Origin of the sequence: Nonomuraea africana (genome assembly GCF_014873535.1) — a bacterium.
GTDB lineage: Bacteria > Actinomycetota > Actinomycetes > Streptosporangiales > Streptosporangiaceae > Nonomuraea > Nonomuraea africana.
The window spans coordinates 6,473,022-6,491,198 of sequence record NZ_JADBEF010000001.1; the positions used below are offsets into that span (position 1 = coordinate 6,473,022).

Annotated in this window: 21 protein-coding genes; 6 read left to right on the forward strand and 15 right to left on the reverse strand. The window is 69.9% G+C overall.

Features of this window, described 5'->3' with window-relative positions; all coding sequences use genetic code 11:
- Window positions 1-31 precede the first annotated feature (31 nt).
- Window positions 32-736: an aggregation-promoting factor C-terminal-like domain-containing protein gene (locus tag H4W81_RS30610; RefSeq protein ID WP_225958862.1), complete on the reverse strand. Its 705-nt coding sequence runs from the start codon at window positions 734-736 to the stop codon at window positions 32-34.
- 274 nt (window positions 737-1,010) lie between these two features.
- Here H4W81_RS30610 and H4W81_RS30615 point away from each other — a divergent pair, with 274 nt between their 5' ends.
- The 3 genes from H4W81_RS30615 to H4W81_RS30625 are packed head-to-tail and all read left to right on the forward strand — an operon-like array spanning window position 1,011 to window position 3,636.
- Window positions 1,011-1,685 carry a response regulator gene (locus H4W81_RS30615; protein ID WP_192777994.1) on the forward strand — a complete coding sequence of 225 codons (675 nt, stop codon included), beginning with the start codon at window positions 1,011-1,013 and terminating at the stop codon, window positions 1,683-1,685.
- On the forward strand, window positions 1,682-3,103 hold the full coding sequence (locus tag H4W81_RS30620) for an ATP-binding protein (RefSeq protein ID WP_192777995.1): 1,422 nt from the start codon (window positions 1,682-1,684) through the stop codon (window positions 3,101-3,103). The genes H4W81_RS30615 and H4W81_RS30620 overlap by 4 nt, the downstream gene beginning before the upstream one ends.
- On the forward strand, window positions 3,100-3,636 hold the full coding sequence (locus tag H4W81_RS30625) for a hypothetical protein (protein WP_192777996.1): 537 nt from the start codon (window positions 3,100-3,102) through the stop codon (window positions 3,634-3,636). The genes H4W81_RS30620 and H4W81_RS30625 overlap by 4 nt, the downstream gene beginning before the upstream one ends.
- Before the next feature lie 6 nt (window positions 3,637-3,642).
- Here the strand turns inward: H4W81_RS30625 and H4W81_RS30630 are convergent, their stop codons facing one another.
- The 12 genes from H4W81_RS30630 to H4W81_RS30685 all read right to left on the reverse strand — a co-directional run bounded on the left by H4W81_RS30630 (window position 3,643) and on the right by H4W81_RS30685 (window position 14,691).
- Entirely contained in the window at window positions 3,643-4,956 is a 1,314-nt protein-coding gene (locus H4W81_RS30630; RefSeq protein ID WP_318782047.1) for a PhoH family protein, read from the reverse strand.
- 234 nt (window positions 4,957-5,190) lie between these two features.
- Window positions 5,191-5,958, reverse strand: coding sequence for an isoprenyl transferase (locus H4W81_RS30635; protein ID WP_192777997.1), 768 nt, complete (start codon window positions 5,956-5,958; stop codon window positions 5,191-5,193).
- 60 nt (window positions 5,959-6,018) lie between these two features.
- Window positions 6,019-6,576 carry a hypothetical protein gene (locus H4W81_RS30640; protein WP_192777998.1) on the reverse strand — a complete coding sequence of 186 codons (558 nt, stop codon included), beginning with the start codon at window positions 6,574-6,576 and terminating at the stop codon, window positions 6,019-6,021.
- Window positions 6,577-6,594: 18 nt separating this feature from the next.
- The gene (locus tag H4W81_RS30645; protein WP_192777999.1) at window positions 6,595-7,428 is read right to left on the reverse strand and encodes an amidohydrolase family protein; all 834 of its coding nucleotides are present in this window, start codon (window positions 7,426-7,428) and stop codon (window positions 6,595-6,597) included.
- A gap of 40 nt (window positions 7,429-7,468) precedes the next feature.
- Complete coding sequence (locus H4W81_RS30650; protein ID WP_225958864.1) at window positions 7,469-7,882, reverse strand: SCO6045 C-terminal-like domain-containing protein; 414 nt, start codon at window positions 7,880-7,882, stop codon at window positions 7,469-7,471.
- Window positions 7,879-8,703, reverse strand: a complete 825-nt coding sequence (locus tag H4W81_RS30655) for an MbnB/TglH/ChrH family RiPP precursor modification enzyme (RefSeq protein WP_192778000.1) — start codon at window positions 8,701-8,703, stop codon at window positions 7,879-7,881. Before H4W81_RS30655 ends, H4W81_RS30650 begins: the two co-directional genes overlap by 4 nt.
- Window positions 8,704-8,711: 8 nt before the next feature.
- On the reverse strand, window positions 8,712-9,695 hold the full coding sequence (locus tag H4W81_RS30660) for a TIGR04222 domain-containing membrane protein (protein WP_192778001.1): 984 nt from the start codon (window positions 9,693-9,695) through the stop codon (window positions 8,712-8,714).
- Between the two features lie 141 nt (window positions 9,696-9,836).
- Window positions 9,837-11,627 (reverse strand): phosphoenolpyruvate carboxykinase (GTP), encoded by a 1,791-nt coding sequence (locus tag H4W81_RS30665; protein WP_192778002.1) that lies wholly within the window; start codon window positions 11,625-11,627, stop codon window positions 9,837-9,839.
- A gap of 191 nt (window positions 11,628-11,818) precedes the next feature.
- Window positions 11,819-12,340 (reverse strand): hypothetical protein, encoded by a 522-nt coding sequence (locus tag H4W81_RS30670; protein ID WP_192778003.1) that lies wholly within the window; start codon window positions 12,338-12,340, stop codon window positions 11,819-11,821.
- Between the two features lie 62 nt (window positions 12,341-12,402).
- Complete coding sequence (locus H4W81_RS30675; protein WP_192778004.1) at window positions 12,403-13,662, reverse strand: C40 family peptidase; 1,260 nt, start codon at window positions 13,660-13,662, stop codon at window positions 12,403-12,405.
- Between the two features lie 11 nt (window positions 13,663-13,673).
- On the reverse strand, window positions 13,674-14,174 hold the full coding sequence (greA, locus tag H4W81_RS30680) for a transcription elongation factor GreA (RefSeq protein ID WP_183655289.1): 501 nt from the start codon (window positions 14,172-14,174) through the stop codon (window positions 13,674-13,676).
- 100 nt (window positions 14,175-14,274) lie between these two features.
- The gene (locus H4W81_RS30685) at window positions 14,275-14,691 is read right to left on the reverse strand and encodes a DUF4307 domain-containing protein (RefSeq protein WP_192778005.1); all 417 of its coding nucleotides are present in this window, start codon (window positions 14,689-14,691) and stop codon (window positions 14,275-14,277) included.
- A 135-nt stretch (window positions 14,692-14,826) separates the two neighbouring features.
- Between H4W81_RS30685 and mca the strand changes: the two genes are divergently transcribed.
- From mca to H4W81_RS30695, 3 genes are read left to right on the forward strand one after another with little or no spacing between them, the layout of a single operon-like run.
- The gene (mca, locus tag H4W81_RS30690; protein WP_318782049.1) at window positions 14,827-15,711 is read left to right on the forward strand and encodes a mycothiol conjugate amidase Mca; all 885 of its coding nucleotides are present in this window, start codon (window positions 14,827-14,829) and stop codon (window positions 15,709-15,711) included.
- 9 nt (window positions 15,712-15,720) lie between these two features.
- Entirely contained in the window at window positions 15,721-15,876 is a 156-nt protein-coding gene (locus tag H4W81_RS47760; RefSeq protein ID WP_225958865.1) for a hypothetical protein, read from the forward strand.
- On the forward strand, window positions 15,873-16,151 hold the full coding sequence (locus H4W81_RS30695; protein WP_318782050.1) for a GNAT family N-acetyltransferase: 279 nt from the start codon (window positions 15,873-15,875) through the stop codon (window positions 16,149-16,151). The genes H4W81_RS47760 and H4W81_RS30695 overlap by 4 nt, the downstream gene beginning before the upstream one ends.
- On the opposite strand, the gene H4W81_RS30700 is transcribed toward H4W81_RS30695, so the two are convergent.
- The gene (locus tag H4W81_RS30700; protein WP_192778006.1) at window positions 16,108-17,481 is read right to left on the reverse strand and encodes a sensor histidine kinase; all 1,374 of its coding nucleotides are present in this window, start codon (window positions 17,479-17,481) and stop codon (window positions 16,108-16,110) included. The genes H4W81_RS30695 and H4W81_RS30700 overlap by 44 nt on opposite strands.
- Complete coding sequence (locus H4W81_RS30705; protein ID WP_225960364.1) at window positions 17,478-18,164, reverse strand: response regulator transcription factor; 687 nt, start codon at window positions 18,162-18,164, stop codon at window positions 17,478-17,480. The genes H4W81_RS30700 and H4W81_RS30705 overlap by 4 nt, the downstream gene beginning before the upstream one ends.
- Window positions 18,165-18,177: the final 13 nt, after the last annotated feature.

Below are 18,177 nucleotides of genomic sequence, written 5' to 3' on the forward strand. Positions count from 1 at the left end.
CGGCGAGCGGACTTGCCCATCACAGAGGGTGTCAGTACCAGCCCCTTGCCATGGAATGGCTCCAGGCACCACAGGGCGTGCCATAGCGGCCCTTGATATAACCCAATCCCCACTTGATCTGGGTCGCCGCATTGGTCTGCCAGTCGGCGCCCGCGCTGGCCATCTTGCTGCCGGGCAGCGACTGTGGGATGCCGTAGGCGCCCGAGTAGCGGTTCATGGCCCGCTCGTTCCAGCCGCTCTCCTTGTGCCAGAGTTTCTCCAGGCAGCCCCACTGGTCGTCGCCGAAGCCGAAGCCCGCGAGCATGCCCTTGGCCAGGGCCTTGTTGCTGCCGGGCGAGGGGGTGCTGCCAGGGGGGAAGTTGGCGGCCGGGATGCCGTCGCCGCCCGGGCCCTGGGCGACGACCTTGATGGGGTTGAGCTTCGGCTTGTTCTTGCGGCTGTCGGCGAGCTGGTCCTTGCGCATGGCGTCGACGGCCGCGGCCTTGAGGACGTCGGCGCTCGGGTCTTCGGCGAAGGGATCGCCGCTGCCGAACAGGCCGCTCATCTCCCCCATCGTGAGACCGGGCTTGGGCGGGGCCGTGGCGTTCTGGTAGGCCGTGTAGGCCACGAAGCCACCGCCGCCGAAGACGACCACCACGGTGAGGCCAGCGATCAGAATGCGCTTCGGGGTCAGCGCGGAGGAACGGGCCGGCCGGCGCCGGCCACGGGGCACCTCGGGCGCTGGACGCTCACTCAACTGCGGACCTTGGCTCACGACCTATGAGCTTGCCCTGTCAGAGGGGGTGGTTGGCAACCGAAACGTGGCATTGGGTTGGGGTTCCCTTGACCAACCAGGCGTTTTCAGATCATGTGATTTTCATCACATCGGGGTATTGGTCCACCCTTCGTGCCCCCGCCCCGAAGGGAGGACCTCCCTCAGGCTGCCGGAGGATCTTTGTGGTCTTGTGCGCGAGATGTCACAGTTTCATGACACCGAACGGATTTTCCCAGGTTGGAAGAATAATGTGCGCGTGGCAGGAATCCTCCTGGTCGAAGATGACCCCTCCGTGCGGACGGCGCTCGAGCTGGCTCTGACCCGCCAGGGTCACTCCGTCACCTCCTACGCGACCGGCGAGGAGGCTCTAGACCACGTCAGGTCGCGACGGCCGGAGATCGCCATCCTCGACGTCATGCTGCCGGGCATCGACGGGGTCGAGGTCTGCAGGCGCATCCGCAGGCTCGACCAGCTTCCCGTCATCCTCCTCACCGCGAGGGGCGACGACCTCGACGTGGTCGTCGGGCTGGAGGCGGGAGCCGACGACTACGTCGTCAAGCCGGTCGAGCCCAGGGTGCTCGACGCGCGCATCAGGGCGATCCTGCGCAGGGCCGAGTCGGCCACCTCCGACCGCATCACCTTCGGCGACCTGGTCATCGACAGGGGCGCGCTCAAGGTGAGCCTGGCCGGCAAGGAGATCCACCTCACCCCCACCGAGCTGCGCCTCCTGCTCGAACTGGTCCGCCACCCCGGACAGGTGCTCAACCGGCGCTACCTGCTGCGCGTGGTCTGGGACCACACCCACGTGGCCGACTCCCGCCTCGTCGACGCCTGCGTCCAGCGGGTGCGTGCCAAGATCGAACCCAGGCCCGCCGAGCCGATGTTCATCCACACCGTGCGCGGCTTCGGCTACCGGTTCAGCCCCCCGTGATCGCTTTTCTCACCGGCCTGCGCGGCCGGCTGGTCATCACCTTCACCGTCGTCGCCGTGGCCGCCTCCGCGCTGGTCGCGGGCATCGGCTTCGAGCTCGCCAAGGGCGCGCTCATCGAGAGGACGACACGCGACGCGGTCGACGACCTCACCAAGGACCTCGAGCGCATCGACTTCGCCGTCGGCGACCCCCGCCCCGGCGAGGTGCCGCCGAGCAGCGAGGACCTGAGCAACCTCGCCAACGCGCTCGCCGGGCCCGACCGCCACACCCTGCTGGAGTACCAGGACCAGTACTACCGCGACGACGACGGCGTCTTCAGCGGCGGCGACGTCACGGGCGAGCTACGTGGACAGGCCCGCAGCAAGCTGGCCAGCCAGCGCAGGATGATCGACGGCCAGCTGTGGCTCGTCCTCGGCACGCAGGTCTACCGGGCGGGCGCCGACGACGTCCCGCAGCCGACCGGGCTGCTGGTCTTCGAGTTCGTCTCGCTGAGCGAGGAGGAGCGCACGCTGGCCAACCTCAGGGAGGCCTTCGCCCAGGCGGGCGGCATCACGCTGCTCATCGCGCTGACCGTGGCCCTGGTGTCGGCCAGGCACGTGCTGCTGCCCGTGGGCAGGCTCAGCGCCGCGGCGCAGGCGCTCGGAAAAGGCAGGCTCGACACCCGGCTCCCGGTACGCGGCAAGGACGAGCTGGCGGAGCTGACCGCGCACTTCAACGACGCGGCGGCGGCCCTGGAGCTGAGCGTGTCGGAGCTGCGCGCGCTGGAGGCGATGTCGCGCAGGTTCGTCGCCGACGTCTCGCACGAGCTGCGCACCCCGCTGACCGCGATGACCGCCGTGGCCGACATGCTCTCCGAGGAGGCCGAGCGGCTGCCCGAGCAGCCGGCCAAGGCCGTACGGCTGGTGCTGTCGGAGGTGGGCAGGCTCACCGAGCTGGTGGAGCACCTGATCGAGGTGAGCAGGTTCGACGCCGGCACCGCGACGCTGGCGCTGGAGTCCGTCGACGTGGCCGACGCCATCTGCGACAGCCTGGAGCTCCGCGGCTGGAGCGAGGACGTCAGGGTCCAGGCGCCGGCCGGCCTGGTCGCCAACCTCGACCCGCGCAGGTTCGACGTCATCGTGGCCAACCTGGTCGGCAACGCGCTCAAGCACGGCGGCCAGCCCGTCCTGATCACCGCCCGCAGCACGCCCAACGGCCTGGAGGTGAAGGTGCGAGACCACGGCGACGGCATCCCTCCCGAGGCGCTGCCGCACGTCTTCGACCGCTTCTTCAAGGTGGGCACCGGACGGGTCCGCAGCCAGGGCAGCGGCCTCGGCCTGTCCATCGCGCGGGCCAACGCCCAGCTGCACGGCGGCACCATCTCGGTGCGCCCGCAGCGGCCGGGCACCCTCTTCACGGTCTGGCTGCCGCACTCATGAGGCGGGCACCACTCCTGCTGGCCTGCCTGGCGCTGCTCGCCGGCTGCGGCATCAGCCCGACCGCCGTCACCTCGCTCGGCTCCCCGCCCGTGATCAGCACCAAGCCGATCTTCTCGCAGGTCTTCCTGATCAAGAAGGGCCGGCTGGAGCTGCAGCGCGTCAGAGTAGGGGGCAGGACCTCCGAGGACCTCATGCGCACGCTCATGGACCTCGCCAACCACCCGACGGAGTCGGGCCAGGACAGCGACCTGTACGGCATGCGCTACCAGGACGCCGAGGCGGAGCCCGTGGGCAGCCAGGAACGGCGCCTCGACCCCGCCGAGAACCGGAGCCTGGTCCTCTACGTCACCCTGCAGGGCGAGCGGGAGCTCAGCCGCGTGGCGCTGGCCCAGATCGTCTGCACCGCGCGGCTGCGCCCGGACATCTCGAAGGTGCAAGTCAACGTCATCAGGACCGTCGCGCCCTCCACGACCAGCGGCAGGCGCACCTGCAGGGAGTTCCACGATCTGGCTCCCCCAGGCGCGCCCTCCTAGCGGCCGCTAGAGCGTGATGTCCTCCAGCATCTCGGTCACCAGCGCGGCGATCGGCGAGCGCTCGGACCTGGTCAGCGTGATGTGGGCGAACAGCGGGTGCCCCTTGAGCTTCTCGACCACCGCGACCACGCCGTCGTGCCTGCCGACCCTGAGGTTGTCGCGCTGGGCGATGTCGTGGGTGAGCACCACCCTGGAGTTGGCCCCGATGCGGCTCAGAACGGTCAGCAGCACCCCGCGCTCCAGCGACTGCGCCTCGTCCACGATCACGAAGGCGTCGTGCAGCGAGCGGCCTCTGATGTGGGTGAGCGGCAGGACCTCCAGCATGCCCCTGTCGAGGACCTCCTCGATCACCTCGGGCGTGGTGACCGCGCCCAGGGTGTCGTAGACGGCCTGGGCCCAGGGGCCCATCTTCTCGCCCTCACCGCCCGGCAGGTAGCCGAGCTCTTGGCCGCCGACCGCGTAGAGCGGACGGAAGACCACGACCTTGCGGTGCTGGCGGCGCTCCAGGACGGCCTCCAGGCCCGCGCAGAGCGCCAGAGCGGACTTTCCGGTGCCCGCCCTGCCACCGAGGGACACGATGCCCACCTCGGGGTCCATGAGGAGGTCGAGGGCGATGCGCTGCTCGGCGGAGCGGCCGTGCAGGCCGAACGCCTCCCTGTCGCCCCTGACCAGCCGTACGGACTTGTCGGGCAGCACCCTGCCGAGCGCCGAACCCCTGCTCGACAGCAGCCGCAGACCCGTGTGGGCGGGCAGCTCGCGCGCCTCCTCCAGGTCGGCGCTGCCCTGCTCGAAGAGCGTGCCGACGTCCTCGGTCGTGACCTGGATCTCTGACATGCCGGTCCAGCCGGACTCGACGACCAGCTCGGCGCGGTACTCCTCCGCCGACAGGCCGATCGAGGCCGCCTTGACCCTCATGGGCAGGTCCTTGGACACCAGCACGACGTCCTTGCCCTCGGCGGCGAGCGTGCGCGCCACGGTGAGGATGCGGGTGTCGTTGTCGCCCAGCCTGAACCCGACAGGAAGGATCGACGGGTCGCTGTGGTTCAGCTCGACCCTGATCGTGCCCTCTCCCGTGGGCATCGGCCCGTCGAGCCTGCCGTGCTTCACCCGCAGGTCGTCGAGGTAGCGCAGTGCCTTGCGTGCGAAGTAGCCGAGCTCGGGATGGTGCCGCTTGGCCTCCAACTCCGTGATCACGACGATCGGAAGGACGATCTCATGCTCGGCGAAGCGGGTCATCGCCGCCGGGTCGGCGAGCAGGACCGAGGTGTCCAGCACGTAGGTGCGCTTGGTGGTGGGGTGGTTGCTCGAGGACACTGCCACACGTTCTCCCCCGGGCGCCCGGTGGGGTGGGCGCCCTGCAGACGAGGCGGGAATTCGGACCGGACCCGCACCCGCCAGGAGCGCCGGGGTCCGGCCCCCCTCGGCAGATCATTGCGCAAAGGCGGGCCCTCTCCGGAGTGACCGGCCCGTGACCGGCCACTTCCAACGTTAGGTCCTGAATACCCGCCCCCGAAGAGGCCAAGCGTGTGTTCACGCGCTGTTCGTGAACTCGTCTCAGGAACCGTAACGCCGGTGTCTCGCGGCGTAGTCGCGCAGCGCCCGCAGGAAGTCGACCTTGCGGAAGTCAGGCCAGTAGGCCTCGCAGAAGTAGAACTCCGAGTGGGCGCTCTGCCAGAGCATGAATCCTGACAGCCGTTGCTCGCCAGAGGTCCTGATGAGCAGGTCGGGATCGGGCTGGCCGCGAGTGTAGAGATGCTCCGCGATGTGCTCCACATCGAGAACCTCGACCAGGTCCTCGATGCTCGCCCCCTTGCTGGCGTGCTCCTGAAGGAGTGAGCGCACCGCATCGGCAATCTCACGTCTTCCTCCATACCCAACCGCAACGTTCACAATCAGCCCTGGACGGTGTGATGTGACTTCTTTTGCGTTTTTCAGGACATTCGCCGTCCTGTCCGGGAGAAGGTCGAGCGCGCCGACCGGGCTGATGCGCCAGCCCTCGTCCACGAGCTCCTGCGTGACATCCTCGATGATCTTCAGCAGCGGCTCGAGCTCCTCCTTCGGCCGGTTGAGGTTGTCGCTGGAGAGCATCCAGACGGTGACGACCTCCACGCCCGCCTCGCGGCACCACGTGAGCAGCTCGGAAATCTTGTCGGCGCCCTTGCGGTGCCCCTTACTGACGTCGCGCATGCCCATCGCGCGCGCCCAACGGCGGTTGCCGTCGATGATGACCCCGACGTGCCGGGGGAAGTTGTCGCTGTCGGCTGACAGCTTGGCCTCCAAGCGGCGCTCGTAGAGCCGGTAGACCAGATCGCGCAGGCCCACGGAGTCCCTCCCCAGCGGTGCTGTGCCTTTGTGGTCGTCTCACGACCTAACAGGCAATTATCACCGGCTTTTGAGGCTGCCCGCCCCCTCAACGGGATTCCGGCCGAGCTCCCCGGGCTCCAGCGCCCCCTCCGCCTCCGCCACCAGCGCCTCCACGAAGGCCGCCAGCTCGCCAGAGGTGAGAACCGCGCGCATGCCGATCCCCGCCGGTCCCCATGCCTCCACGTACGCCCGCCTCGTCACCCGCCACTCGCCCCTGCCGTGCCGGCCGGGCACCCAGACGGGGACGGTCCTGAGCTGGCAGCGCAGCTCGCCGCCGCCCACCATGTCCGACCTGGTGCGATAGCGGAAGGCGAACAGCTCGCCGTCGGGCTCGTCGCCGGGGAACCTGTCGTCCGGGTCCGGCCAGAGCCGCGCGTTCCCCCGTCCCGCGCGGGCCGCGCCGACCCCGCGCGCCAGGCGCGCGAGGAACCACCCGCACCGCTCACCCACGACGCCGTACGGCGAGCCGTCGCGATGGAGCGCCAGGGTGACCTCGTACGGCATGCCGAGGCTGTCCCTGCACGCGATGGGCGTGACGGTCAGGTACGAACCGTCGACGCAACGTAGTCCCCCCATATACAGAGCGTATCCGCCCTAAATCTCGCTAAACCCATAGAAACGGGCTGCATTACCGCCAAGCACCTTGCTGCGGTCCGTAGCACCAAGAAGCGCGCCGTACACCCTGAAAACGGTCTGGTAGTCGGCGGCCAGCAGCGCCACGGGCCAGTCGCTGCCGAACATCAGCCGGTCGGGGCCGAAGACCTCGACCGCGTGCTCCACGTAAGGACGCAGGTCCTCGACCGTCCAGTGCTCGTGGTCGGCCTCGGTGACCAGGCCCGACACCTTGGCGTGGACGTTGGGGAGCGCGGCGGCGGCCCGTAGCCCGCTCGCCCACGGCTCCAGTTCGTGGGCGGCGATCCTGGGCTTGGACAGGTGGTCGATGACCACCTTGAGCGCGGGGTGCCGCGCCGCGATCGTGACCACGTGCTCCAGGTGCCTCGGCAGGAGCGACACCACGTCGAACGGCACGCCCGCCTCCGCGAGCAGGCCCAGCCCTTCGAGCACGCTGTCCTGGACCAGCCAGTCGGGATCGGGCTCGGTGTGGATGAGATGCCGGACCCCGACAAACTTCGGATGTCTGGTGTAGCGGTCGAGGGCCCGCGCGGCCTCGTCGGGGCGGTCGAGCGGCACCCAGCCGACGACGCCCGCGATGAAGTCGTGGGCGTCGGCGTGGGCCAGCATCGCGTCGGTCTCCCAGAAGGAGTCGTCGGCCTGGACCACCACTGTCCTGTCCACGCCCGCGGCGGCCAGCTCGGGGGCCAGGTCCTCGGGGCCGAACGTCCGGTAGATCGCCGGGAGGTCGGGCGTGGGCCAGGAGTAGGACCCGGTCTCCAGGTTCCAGAAGTGCTGGTGCGCGTCGACAATCACGCCGCAAACATAGGATCTCTCTGCTGGCAGGGCAAGCCGTTCAGCGAGGGCGGGAGAACAGGCGACGCCACGCGGGGCGCGACGCGGCCGGCGGGGACGGCGGTGGCGGGTCGGTGAGGCGGCCCCTGGCCCGCAGCCAGGCGGCGAAGTCGTCGGCGTCGGCGCGGTAGCCGGGCGGCGGAGTCGTGCGGGCGGCGGCGTAGGCGGCGAACTCGGCGGCCAGGTCGGCGCCCGCCGCGGCGGCGGCGTCGGGACGCAGCCTGGCCACGATCCCGCGCCGCTTGGCGAGCAGGCTGCGCGCCTGCGCGGCCAGCCGTACGGGATCGAAGCCGGGCGGCGGCTCTGCCCCGCTCACCAGCGCGGCCAGGACCCGCGCCTGATCCCGCTCGAGCCGCGCCCTGACCTGCTCGGCCGCCTCCTCCGCGAGGCGGGCGGGTGGCTCGGGCGGACTCATGGGCGGTCGCCGGCGGTCATGGCGGCGCGGATCCGGCCGAGCTCCTCCGCCAGCGCGGCGTCGCTCGGGTAGGCGTCGTCCCACTCGAGTAGGACGCCCGGCGGTTCGACGCGGGCGCACAGCTCCGACAGCAGCTCGAGGACCGGCTCGGGCACGCTCTCCTGGTGCGTGTCGTGCCAGATCCCGTCGTGCAGATGGCCGCCCGCGACGTGCACGTAGGCCAGCGCGGCGAGCGGCAGCGCGTCCAGCGCCCCGACCGCGGACAGGCCGAGGTTGACCTGGTTGGTGTAGAGGTTGGCGACGTCGACGAGCAGCAGCACCCCTGTCATTTCGACCAGCTCGCCGAGGAACTGGGCCTCGGTCAGTTCGTCCTCGGGCCAGCCGAAGATCGCCGCGACGTTCTCCAGCGCCAGCGGGACGGGCAGCGCGTCCTGGGCGCGCCTGATGTTGTCCGCGACGACCCCGAGCATCTCCCAGGTGCGAGGAACCGGCAGCAGGTGTCCCGCCTCGGTGCCGCCCGCCCTGACGAACGCCAGGTGCTCGCTGACCAGCGGCGACTCCAGCGCCTGCGCGCAGGCGGCCAGGTGCGCCAGCCGCGCGGGGTCGGGCGGGGTGGCGTCACCCAGGCCCAGGCCGACCCCGTGCGGGATCACCGGCACGCCTCTGGAGCGCAACACCCTCAGCGACTCGGGCAACCGTCCGGGCCTGATGTTCTCCGCGATGACCTCGACGAAGTCGACGCCGGGAAGGCGTTCGACCGTCAGGTCGATCTCGGGACGCCAGCCGAGACCCACGCCCAGCCTTTCGCTCCCCGGCCCCATGTGCTGGGTCACCCGCCGCCGCAGCCGCCGCCGCAACCACCGCCGCCGCCGCAGCCCGAACCGCCTCCTCCGCCGCCGCCGCCCGACGAGCACGAGGCGGACGAGCCGAAGTCGGCGCCGCCGTAGCTGCTGTCGGACCCCGAGCCGCCGCCGCAGGATCCTCCCGCGCAACCGCCCGAGGAGGCCGTGTGGCCCTGCTCCTCCTCGGACTGCAGTTCCTGCTGCAGGGCGGGGTCGTCGAGCTCGCTCAGGCCGTACAGGGCGACGGGCACGCCCACCGCGAAGGCCAGCTGGGGCGCGTGCGACCGGGAGGCGCCCCGCACGTGCAGTCGCTGGGCCCTGAGCAGCTCGGCCTGGCCCGCCGTGCTGAGGACGTTGCCGAGCGCGCGGCGGTGCCTGGCGGCCGCCACCAGCCCGCTGATCGCGAGGATCGCGGAGATGAGCAGGGTCGCCAACGCCAGCGGACCCACGGGGACGGCGCCCGTGACCATCAGCGCCGCCGTGACCAGCCCGACGGTTCCCGACAGGCAGGCCAGCACCGTGAGCCGGTTCAGGCGCGACCTGACCGGCACCAGCGACCCGTCGGGCACGAGCAGGCCGACGGTCATGAGGTGATGGCGCAGATCCTCCATCGCCGGCCCGGTCCCGACCTCGTGGCGGACCACCCCGGCCGAGACGCCGCCTGGCCTGGCCCGGACCGCGTCGAGGACGGCCCGCTCGACGGGATCGGCCGAGAAGGCCGAGGCGACGAGGTGGAGCGTGCCACCGCGCGACACGCGCAGCGCGCCCGCCCTGGCCATGAGGGCGATCGCGGTGTTCACCACCCGCCTGGGACCTCCGGCGAGGTAGGCGAGCTCGTAGTGGCCGAGCTCGCCCGGACCGGCGTTGGCCGCGACCGCGCGGACCCTGCCGTGCTCACGTCTGAGGGCCGAGGAGGCGCCGTTGACGGCCGCGATCAGGACCAGCGCGAGGAGAAGGAGGAGGAGATCCATGTACTGCCTCCCTGAGGGGAAGGAGGACGATGCCCCGTGTACCAAGAAGACGCGTGGCGCCCCGGTAAAAGTTTCCCCTACGGGCGGCCTTCTCAGGAAGACCGGCCATGCCGGAGACGCGCGCCCGGCATGGCCGTCCGGTCACAGCCGGTCGAGCAGGGCGTCGTACTCGCTCCACAGCTCCTTGGGCAGGTGGTCGCCGAACTTCTCGAAGTGGGCGGGGATCAGCGCCGCCTCCTCGCGCCAGACCTCGCGGTCGACGGTCAGCAGCGTGCGCAGGTCCTCCTCGGCCAGGTCGAGGCCCTCGGTGTCGAGCGTCTTCGGCACCAGCCCGATCGGCGTGGGCACCGCCTCCGCCTCGCCGTTCAGCCGCTCGACGATCCACTTGAGCACGCGGCTGTTCTCGCCGAAGCCCGGCCAGATGAAGCGGCCCGCGTCGTCCTTGCGGAACCAGTTGACGTAGTAGATGCGCGGCGGCTTCGCACCCTCGCGGCGGCCCATCGCCAGCCAGTGGCCGAAGTAGTCGCCCATGTTGTAGCCGCAGAACGGCAGCATCGCGAACGGGTCGTAGCGCAGCTCGCCGACCTTGCCCTCGGCGGCGGCGGTCTTCTCGGAGGCGACGTTGGCTCCGAGGAAGACGCCGTGCTGCCAGCTCAGCGACTCCGTGACCAGCGGCACCGCGGTGGCGCGACGGCCGCCGAACAGGATGGCCGAGATGGGCACGCCCTTCGGGTCCTGCCACTCGGGCGCGATGGTCGGCGCCTGGGAGGCGGGAGTGGTGAAGCGGGCGTTCGGGTGCGCGGCGGGCTCTTCGGAGCCCGGGGTCCACGAGCGGCCCTTCCAGTCGGTGAGGTGCGCGGGCGGCTCGTCGGTGAGGCCCTCCCACCAGACGTCGCCGTCGTCGGTGAGGGCGACGTTGGTGAAGATGCTGTTGCCCCACAGCGTCTTGACCGCGTTGGCGTTGGTGGTCTCACCGGTGCCGGGCGCGACACCGAAGAAGCCGGCCTCCGGGTTGATCGCGTACAGCCTGCCGTCGGCGCCGTAGCGCATCCAGGCGATGTCGTCGCCGATCGTCTCGACCTTCCAGCCCGGAATGGTCGGCTGCAGCATGGCGAGGTTGGTCTTGCCGCAGGCGCTCGGGAACGCGGCGGCGACGTAGCGGGTCTCGCCCTGCGGCGGGGTCAGCTTCAGGATGAGCATGTGCTCGGCCAGCCAGCCCTCGTCGCGTGCCATCACGCTGGCGATGCGCAGCGCATAGCACTTCTTGCCGAGCAGCGCGTTGCCGCCGTAGCCCGAACCGTAGGACCAGATCTCGCGGGTCTCCGGGAAGTGGCTGATGTACTTGGTGCTGCTGCACGGCCACGGGACGTCCTGCCGGCCCTCCTCCAGCGGCGCGCCGACGGAGTGGACCGCCTTCACGAACTCCTGGCGTTCCTCGATCAGGCGCAGTGCCTTCTCCCCCATCCGCGTCATGATCCGCATGGACACGGCGACGTAGGGCGAGTCGGTGATCTCGACGCCGAGCTGGGAGATCTCCCCGCCCAGCGGACCCATGCAGAACGGCACGACGTACATCGTGCGGCCCCGCATGCAGCCCTTGAACAGCTCGCCGAAGGTCTGACGCATCTCGGCGGGCGCGATCCAGTTGTTCGTCGGCCCGGCGTCCTCCTCGCGCTCGGAGCAGATGAACGTGCGGTCCTCGACCCTCGCGACGTCGCTGGGGTCGGACTTGGCGTAGAAGCTGTTGGGCCGCTTGGCCAGGCGGGTGAAGGTGCCCTGGTCGACGAGCAGGTTCGTCAGGCGCGTCCATTCGGCCTCTGAGCCGTCGCACCACTCGATCCGCGCGGGCTGCGTCAGGGCGGCGATCTCGTTCACCCAGTCGACCAATTCCTGGTTGGTCGTCGGGGCGTGTACTTCCACGGAAAGGGACACGGCGGCGGCTCCTCCACTCTTATCTGGGCCACGTCATCATTAACGACCAATACCGACAAAGGCGAATTGGAGTAGACCTTTGCGCAGGCTGTGGCCTTGATGGAGAGGGTCCCTACCCACCGAGAAGCGATTTAAAGAAATGTAATTGGTCCAGACCAGAATGAAAGGTCTACACCAATTCCCCGATTGGTTCAGTCCATTCCCTGCGGACCCGCCGCACGCACCCTGTCGACGTGCTGCAGAGCGTCGCGCAGGTCGGCCAGCCAGGTGTCGGTGTGCTTGCCGACGAGCCGTACGCACCACGCGAGAGCGTCGCTGCGACTGCGGGCCACGCCGGCGGCCACCAGCGTGTCGAGGACCTGGCGCTCGGACTGGCGCAGACGGGTCATGACGGGCACGGACAGTGTGGTGAACATCACCGTCTCGCCGCCGCAGGTGACGCCCCACGAGACCTTGCGGCGGAACTTCCGCTCGGCCTCGGCGGCGATCTCGATGCGGCGCTCCCTCGTCTCCTCGCGGAAGCGCCTGATCAGGCCGTCGATCATGGCTGCCCGCTCGACGTCCGACGACTCGGCAGGCGGCTCGGGGAGCGCTCCCAGGACCGCGATCTCCTCCCTGTCGAGGACGATGGTGAGGGGGCCCTCGAACCAGTCCTCGGGAAGGCGCCCGGTGAACCACCCACGCAGCTGGGCGACTGCTTCATCAGCATCCATGTAATCAGAATTACACACCAGCGAGGCAAGTGCCAGCCCCGATCGTCCTACCGGGATTCCGTCTAGCGGACGCGCGCGGCCACGGCCGGGCTGACCCGCACGATGCCGGCCAGATTGCGGGTGCTGAGCGGGGAGATCTTCACCACGTCACCCGTGCGGGGGGCCTGGAGCACCTTGCCATTGCCCCAGTAGATCGCCACGTGCGAGATGTAGCCGGGATTGGTGGGATCGCTCCGCCAGAAGACCAGGTCGCCGGGCTGGACCTGCGACAGCGGCACCTGCGGCCCGGTCACCCACTGCTGGTGGGTGACGCGCGGCATGCGGACCCCCGCCTGCGCGAACGCCCACTGCACCAGCCCCGAGCAGTCGAAGGTGTCGGGCCCTTCGGCGCCCCACACGTATGGCCTGCCCAGCTTGCCCGCCGCCGCCTGGAGCGCCGTGGTCAGCTGGGGGGCCGACATGAAGGACCCCGAGCTCCACTGCGCGACCTGCTTCTTCGGCGCCGCCAGCACCGGATTGATCGCCGCCACCTGCGAGCCCTTCGGCAGCACCCGCAGCAGCGCCCTGCGGAGGGCGGTGGTGTCGGCCTTGGGGGCGCTCACCACGATCGCGTTGTTCTGCGGGAAGCCGAGAGAGCGGGCCTTCTCCCTGGAGAGCACCGCGTCGACCGCGCCCATGCCCATGGTCGCGTAGGCACCGATCCTGAGCTGACCGCCGGGCCCAGGAACGCTGCGGCCCAGCGTGAGCCCGCCGTCGTTGCCGAGCACGAACGAGACGGCGACGTCACCGCCCGCGACGTTGGCCCACAGGCCGTCGGAGGCGGCGGTCACCTTGGGGGTGTAGGACCGGAAACTGGAGGGATCGACGCCGAGCGTCTGCACGCGCTTGCCGTCGATCGTGACGGAGGCGGCGTCGGCCAGCTCGACCGCCCTGATGCCCCTGATCTTGACGACCTTCTCCATCGTGGCCCGCTGCAGGGGCTTGCGGGTCACCACGAACACGCTCGGCTCGTGGAGCTTGCCGAGCGGCCGCACAGGTGGCGCGACCTCGCTCCTTGCCACGAGGTGCTCCTGCGGCGCGAGCTTCTTGGCCGTCACGGTGCCCGCGCCCGAGTCAGCGGGTGCGGCGGAGAACTCCCCGAGTAACGCGAGGTCCGCGGCGATCACCAAGGCCAGCGTCACGGAGATGAACGGCACCAGCCTGCGGCCCTCCACCTTCCTGCGCCTGCGCCCCCGCCCGCCGTTCACCAGGAAGGAGAGGTCCTGCCTGATGCCGCCGCGGGCATGCGGAAAATCCGCCGGGCCAGGGGCCCGGCGGATCATCTCTTCGGGAGTCAGTTGCCGATGTACGGCACGGCCTCGAGGATCTCGACCGTGTTCTGACGGCCGTTGGGCATGGCGTAGGTCGCCTTCTCCCCGATCTTCTTGCCGTTGATGGCGGCACCGAGCGGGGACTTGGGCGAGTAGACGTCGATCGGCGCGCCGGTCTCCTCGCGGGAGGCCAGCAGGAAGGTGACCTCGTCGTCGTCACCCTCGAAGCGGATCGTGACGGTCATGCCGGGACCGACCACACCCTCGGTCTTGGGCGCTTCGCCGACCTTGGCGCTGTCAAGGAGCTGACGGAGGTGGAAGATGCGGGCCTCCATCTTGCCCTGCTCATCCTTGGCCGCGTGGTAGCCGCCGTTCTCCTTCAGGTCGCCCTCCTCGCGAGCGGCCTCGATCTTCTTGGCGATGTCAACGCGACCCGGGCCAGAGAGGTAGTCGTACTCCTCCTTGAGGCGGTCGTACGCCTCCTGTGTCAGCCAGGTGACGTTCTCATCGCGAGAGTCGGCCACGGGTTCTCCTTGCTTCCTTAGGGGGCCCTGAGTTCACTTGGGTTGGCGAATTGCGAAAGACTAACAACCTTACTCGCCTTCCGCTTCCCCAAATGTCTCACTATACGAGATAGCAGGCCTGGATGTGGACTGACGAGGCCTGAGCACTGGTGTCCAGGCGCTCTTTCAGTCGGATATACCCCTCACCAGCGGGAATCTTTACTTCTCTGCTGCCGACTTCCACATGGTTCGCGTCGGTCGCGCGCAGGCGGCACACCACGCCCTTGCCGGCGGGCCTGTGGACCTCGAACGTGATCTGGGCGGAGCCGGGATCGCTCGCGTCGAAGGCGACGACCTGCTGCGGAACCGTGGCCTGGCCGGTCGCGGTCCACATCACGTAGCCCCAGCCCCCCGCGACGATCGCCACCAGGATCGCGATCACGACATGGACGACGAACCTGCCCTGCCGCTCGGGACGGTCGCTGAAGTCGTCCGGTGTGCCGAGAACGGGGCCGTTCTCGACATCTCTGGTGGCCATGACGGAATCTCCCTGCACTCCCCGGTGTTGTCCGAGACAATTGTCGCCTGTCGGGGGCCCGCCCCCGCGACCGCCCAAGAGAAGTAAACCTCTTGTGGCGAGTGAACCGGTCCGAACTGAGGAGACAGCGAGCCAGTGAGCGCACCGCTGAGGCTGATGGCCGTCCACGCACACCCGGATGACGAGTCGAGCAAGGGCGCCGCGACGATGGCCCGTTACGTCGCGGAAGGCGTCGACGTCCTCGTCTGCACCCTCACGGGCGGCGAGCGGGGCTCGGTGCTCAACCCCAAGATGGACCGGCCCGAGATCGTCGAGAACATCGGCGAGGTCAGGCGCAAGGAGATGGATCGCGCGCGCGAGATCCTCGGGGTCCAGCAGCGTTTCCTCGGCTTCGTCGACTCGGGGCTGCCCGAGAGCGAGGAGGAGGAGCTGCCCGAGGGCTGCTTCGCCCTCCAGTCGCTCGAGGCGGCCGCGGCGCCGCTGGTGGCGGCCGTGCGCGAGTTCAGGCCGCACGTGATCCTCACCTATGACGACGACGGCGGCTACCCGCACCCCGACCACATCATGACCAACAGGGTCTCGGTCGAGGCGTTCGACGCCGCGGGCGACCCCGACCGCTACCCGGACGCCGGCGACCCCTGGCAGCCGCTGAAGCTCTACTACCAGATGGGCTTCACCAAGGAGCGGTTCGAGGCGCTGCACGAGGCGATGAACGAGCGCGGCATCGGCTCGCCCTACGCCGACTGGATCTCCCGGTGGGAGGACCGGCCGCAGAAGTGGCCCGTCACCACGAAGGTGCCGTGCGGCGACTACTTCGCAATCCGCGACGAGGCGCTGATGGCGCACGCCACGCAGGTCGACCCCGACGGGTTCTGGTTCGTCTGCCCGAGGGAGTTGCAGCAGGAGATCTGGCCGACCGAGGACTACCACCTGGCCAGGTCTCTCGTCGACACCACGCTTCCCGAGGACGACCTGTTCGCGGGCATACACGCCGAGGAGACCGCTGGTGCCTGCAAGTAAGCTGGAGGCGTGACGTACTTCGCCATAGGTGACGTGAGCCCTGGAATCCTGGGCTTCACCGTCGTGGCCCTCATGGGATTCGCGCTGTTCCTTCTCATCAAGTCGATGAACAAGCAGATTTCCAAGATCGAGGTTCCCCACGAGGCCGACCTGGACAAGAAGTGAAGATTCTGGACAACTCAGCGGAAAGCCGGTTCGAGATCCATGTCGATGGACAACTCGCCGGGTTCGCCGAGTACAAGCTGCTGCCCGCCACGATCGTCTTCACCCACACCGAGGTGAAGCCCGAGTTCGAGGGGCAGGGGCTGGCCGGCAAGCTGGTCGCTCACGCGCTCGACGCCAGCAGGGACACCGGGCTGAAGGTGCGCCCGCTGTGCCCCTACGTGGCCAGGTACATCAGCCGGCATCCCGAGTACCAGGGTCTGCTCGAGGAAGCGTGACGGTGAACCTCGCCCCCTGACCCGGGGGTGAGGAGGCTGTCGCGGTGCCGCCGTGGGCCTTCGCCACGGCGGCGACGATCGCGAGCCCGAGTCCCGCGCCGCCCTGGTCGCGGGAGCGGGCGGGATCCACCCGGTAGAACCTCTCGAAGACCCTGTCGAGCTGCTCGGCCGGCAGGCCCGGTCCCGCGTCGGCGACCTCGATGACGACGCTCTCCCCCTCGCTGACCCGCACCGTCGCGGGCGTCCCCTTCGGCGTGTGCCGCCGGACGTTGGCCAGCAGGTTGTCCATGAGCTGGCGCAGCCGTACGGCGTCGCCCTCGACCACCACGTCGTCCACCTCCAGCGTCAGCGGCCGGTCGGGATCCACCGCGTGTGCGGCGGCCACCGCCTCGGCGGCCAGCACGCCCAGGTCGACGGGCGCGGGCTCCAGTGCCCTCCCCTGGTCGAGGCGGGCCAGCAGGAGCAGCTCGTCCACGAGCACGCCCATGCGCGTGGCCTCCGACTCGATCCTGCGCATCGTCAGGGCCAGGTCGGCGGGACGGCCGGCCGCGCCCCGCCGGAACAGCTCGGCGTAGCCCCTGATCGCCGCGACAGGGGTGCGCAGCTCGTGCGAGGCGTCGGCGACGAACCTGCGCAGCCGCTGCTCGGAAACGATCCGCTGGTGGAAGGCGGCGTTCAGGGCCAGTCCCAGGCGGCCCACCTCCGACCTGTCGTCCGCGGGCTCGACTCTGCGGGCCAAATCGCCCTCGCCGATGGCCTTGGCGGTCGCCGCGATCTCCTCCAGCGGGCGTACGGCGCGCCTGATGATCCGGTAGGCGAGGAACCCGAGAACCAGCAGGGCCAGCGCGGTGATGGTGGTGTGCACGCCGGTGAGCCGTCCGCCGAGGTCGTCGAAGCCCGAGGCCGGCATGCCGAGGACGAGCAGGCGACCGTCCGGCAGCCATGAGGCGCGCAGCCACCAGCCCTTGGCGGCCTTGCCCGCGGGGCCGAAGCCGCCGTCCCTGGAGAACGACCAGCCGCCGCGGTCGGGCAGCCGCAGCGCGCCGAGGTCGGGGTCGGCGCCCTGGGAGACGGTCTGCAGCACCTCGCCGCCCCTGTCGCGGAGCTGGATGAACCCGGGTCCGAGGGCGGCGGTGAGGGGATCGTCCGCGGCGAACGCGCGGCCACCGGCGAGCGCCGGCTCCAGCCGCGCGGCGACCTGGGCGAGCTGGTCGCGGGCGCTGTCGCTGAGGAAGTCGCGGGCGACGGCGAACGTCGTCGCGGGGACGATGATCAGCCCCGCCGCCAGCAGGGCGAGCACCGTCCAGGTGAGCCGCTTGCGCAGGCTCATCGCGGCAGCCTGAGGACGTAGCCGACGCGCGGCACGGTGTGGATGAGCTGGGGATCGCCCGAGTCGACCTTGCGGCGCAGGTAGCTCACGTAGGTCTGGACGACGCCGTCGCTGCCGCCGAAGTCGTAGTCCCACACGTGGTCGAGGATCTGCTGCTTGGTGAGCACCCGTCCCGCGTTGACCATGAGGTAGCGCAGCAGCTTGTACTCCGTCGGGGTGAGCTCGACCAGCGTGCCGCCCCGCCGTACCTCGTAGCGGTCCTCGTCCAGCGACAGGTCGGCGAACTCCAGGCGCGCGCTGGCCGACGGCCCGGTACGGCGCAGCACCACCCGCACCCTGGCGATCAGCTCCTCCAGGCTGAACGGCTTGGTCACGTAGTCGTCGCCGCCCGACGTCAGCCCGGTGATCTTGTCCTCGTGCGCGTCCTTGGCGGTCAGGAAGATCACCGGGGTGTGGACCGCCTGCCTGCGCAGCCTGCGGCAGACCTCGACCCCGGTGATGTCGGGCAGCATGACGTCGAGCACGATCAGGTCGGGACCGAAGTCGGCGGCCCTGGCCAGCGCGGCGGCGCCGGTGCCGGCGGTGACCGCCTCGAAGCCCTCGTAGCGCAGCGCCATCGCGACCAGGTCGGCGAGGTTCTCCTCGTCGTCCACCACCAGAATGCGAGCCTTCACGCGCTCCAGTCTGGTCGACCGT

Coding starts and splice junctions, on each gene's coding strand:
- H4W81_RS30625 (WP_192777996.1), top strand. CDS start 3,100: ATGAGGCGGGCACCACTCCTGCTGGCCTGCCTGGCGCTGCTCGCCGGC.
- H4W81_RS30675 (WP_192778004.1), bottom strand. CDS start 13,662: ATGATCCGCCGGGCCCCTGGCCCGGCGGATTTTCCGCATGCCCGCGGC.
- H4W81_RS30700 (WP_192778006.1), bottom strand. CDS start 17,481: ATGAGCCTGCGCAAGCGGCTCACCTGGACGGTGCTCGCCCTGCTGGCG.
- H4W81_RS30670 (WP_192778003.1), bottom strand. CDS start 12,340: ATGGATGCTGATGAAGCAGTCGCCCAGCTGCGTGGGTGGTTCACCGGG.
- H4W81_RS30640 (WP_192777998.1), bottom strand. CDS start 6,576: ATGGGGGGACTACGTTGCGTCGACGGTTCGTACCTGACCGTCACGCCC.
- H4W81_RS30650 (WP_225958864.1), bottom strand. CDS start 7,882: ATGAGTCCGCCCGAGCCACCCGCCCGCCTCGCGGAGGAGGCGGCCGAG.
- H4W81_RS30655 (WP_192778000.1), bottom strand. CDS start 8,703: ATGGGGCCGGGGAGCGAAAGGCTGGGCGTGGGTCTCGGCTGGCGTCCC.
- H4W81_RS30685 (WP_192778005.1), bottom strand. CDS start 14,691: ATGGCCACCAGAGATGTCGAGAACGGCCCCGTTCTCGGCACACCGGAC.
- H4W81_RS30660 (WP_192778001.1), bottom strand. CDS start 9,695: ATGGATCTCCTCCTCCTTCTCCTCGCGCTGGTCCTGATCGCGGCCGTC.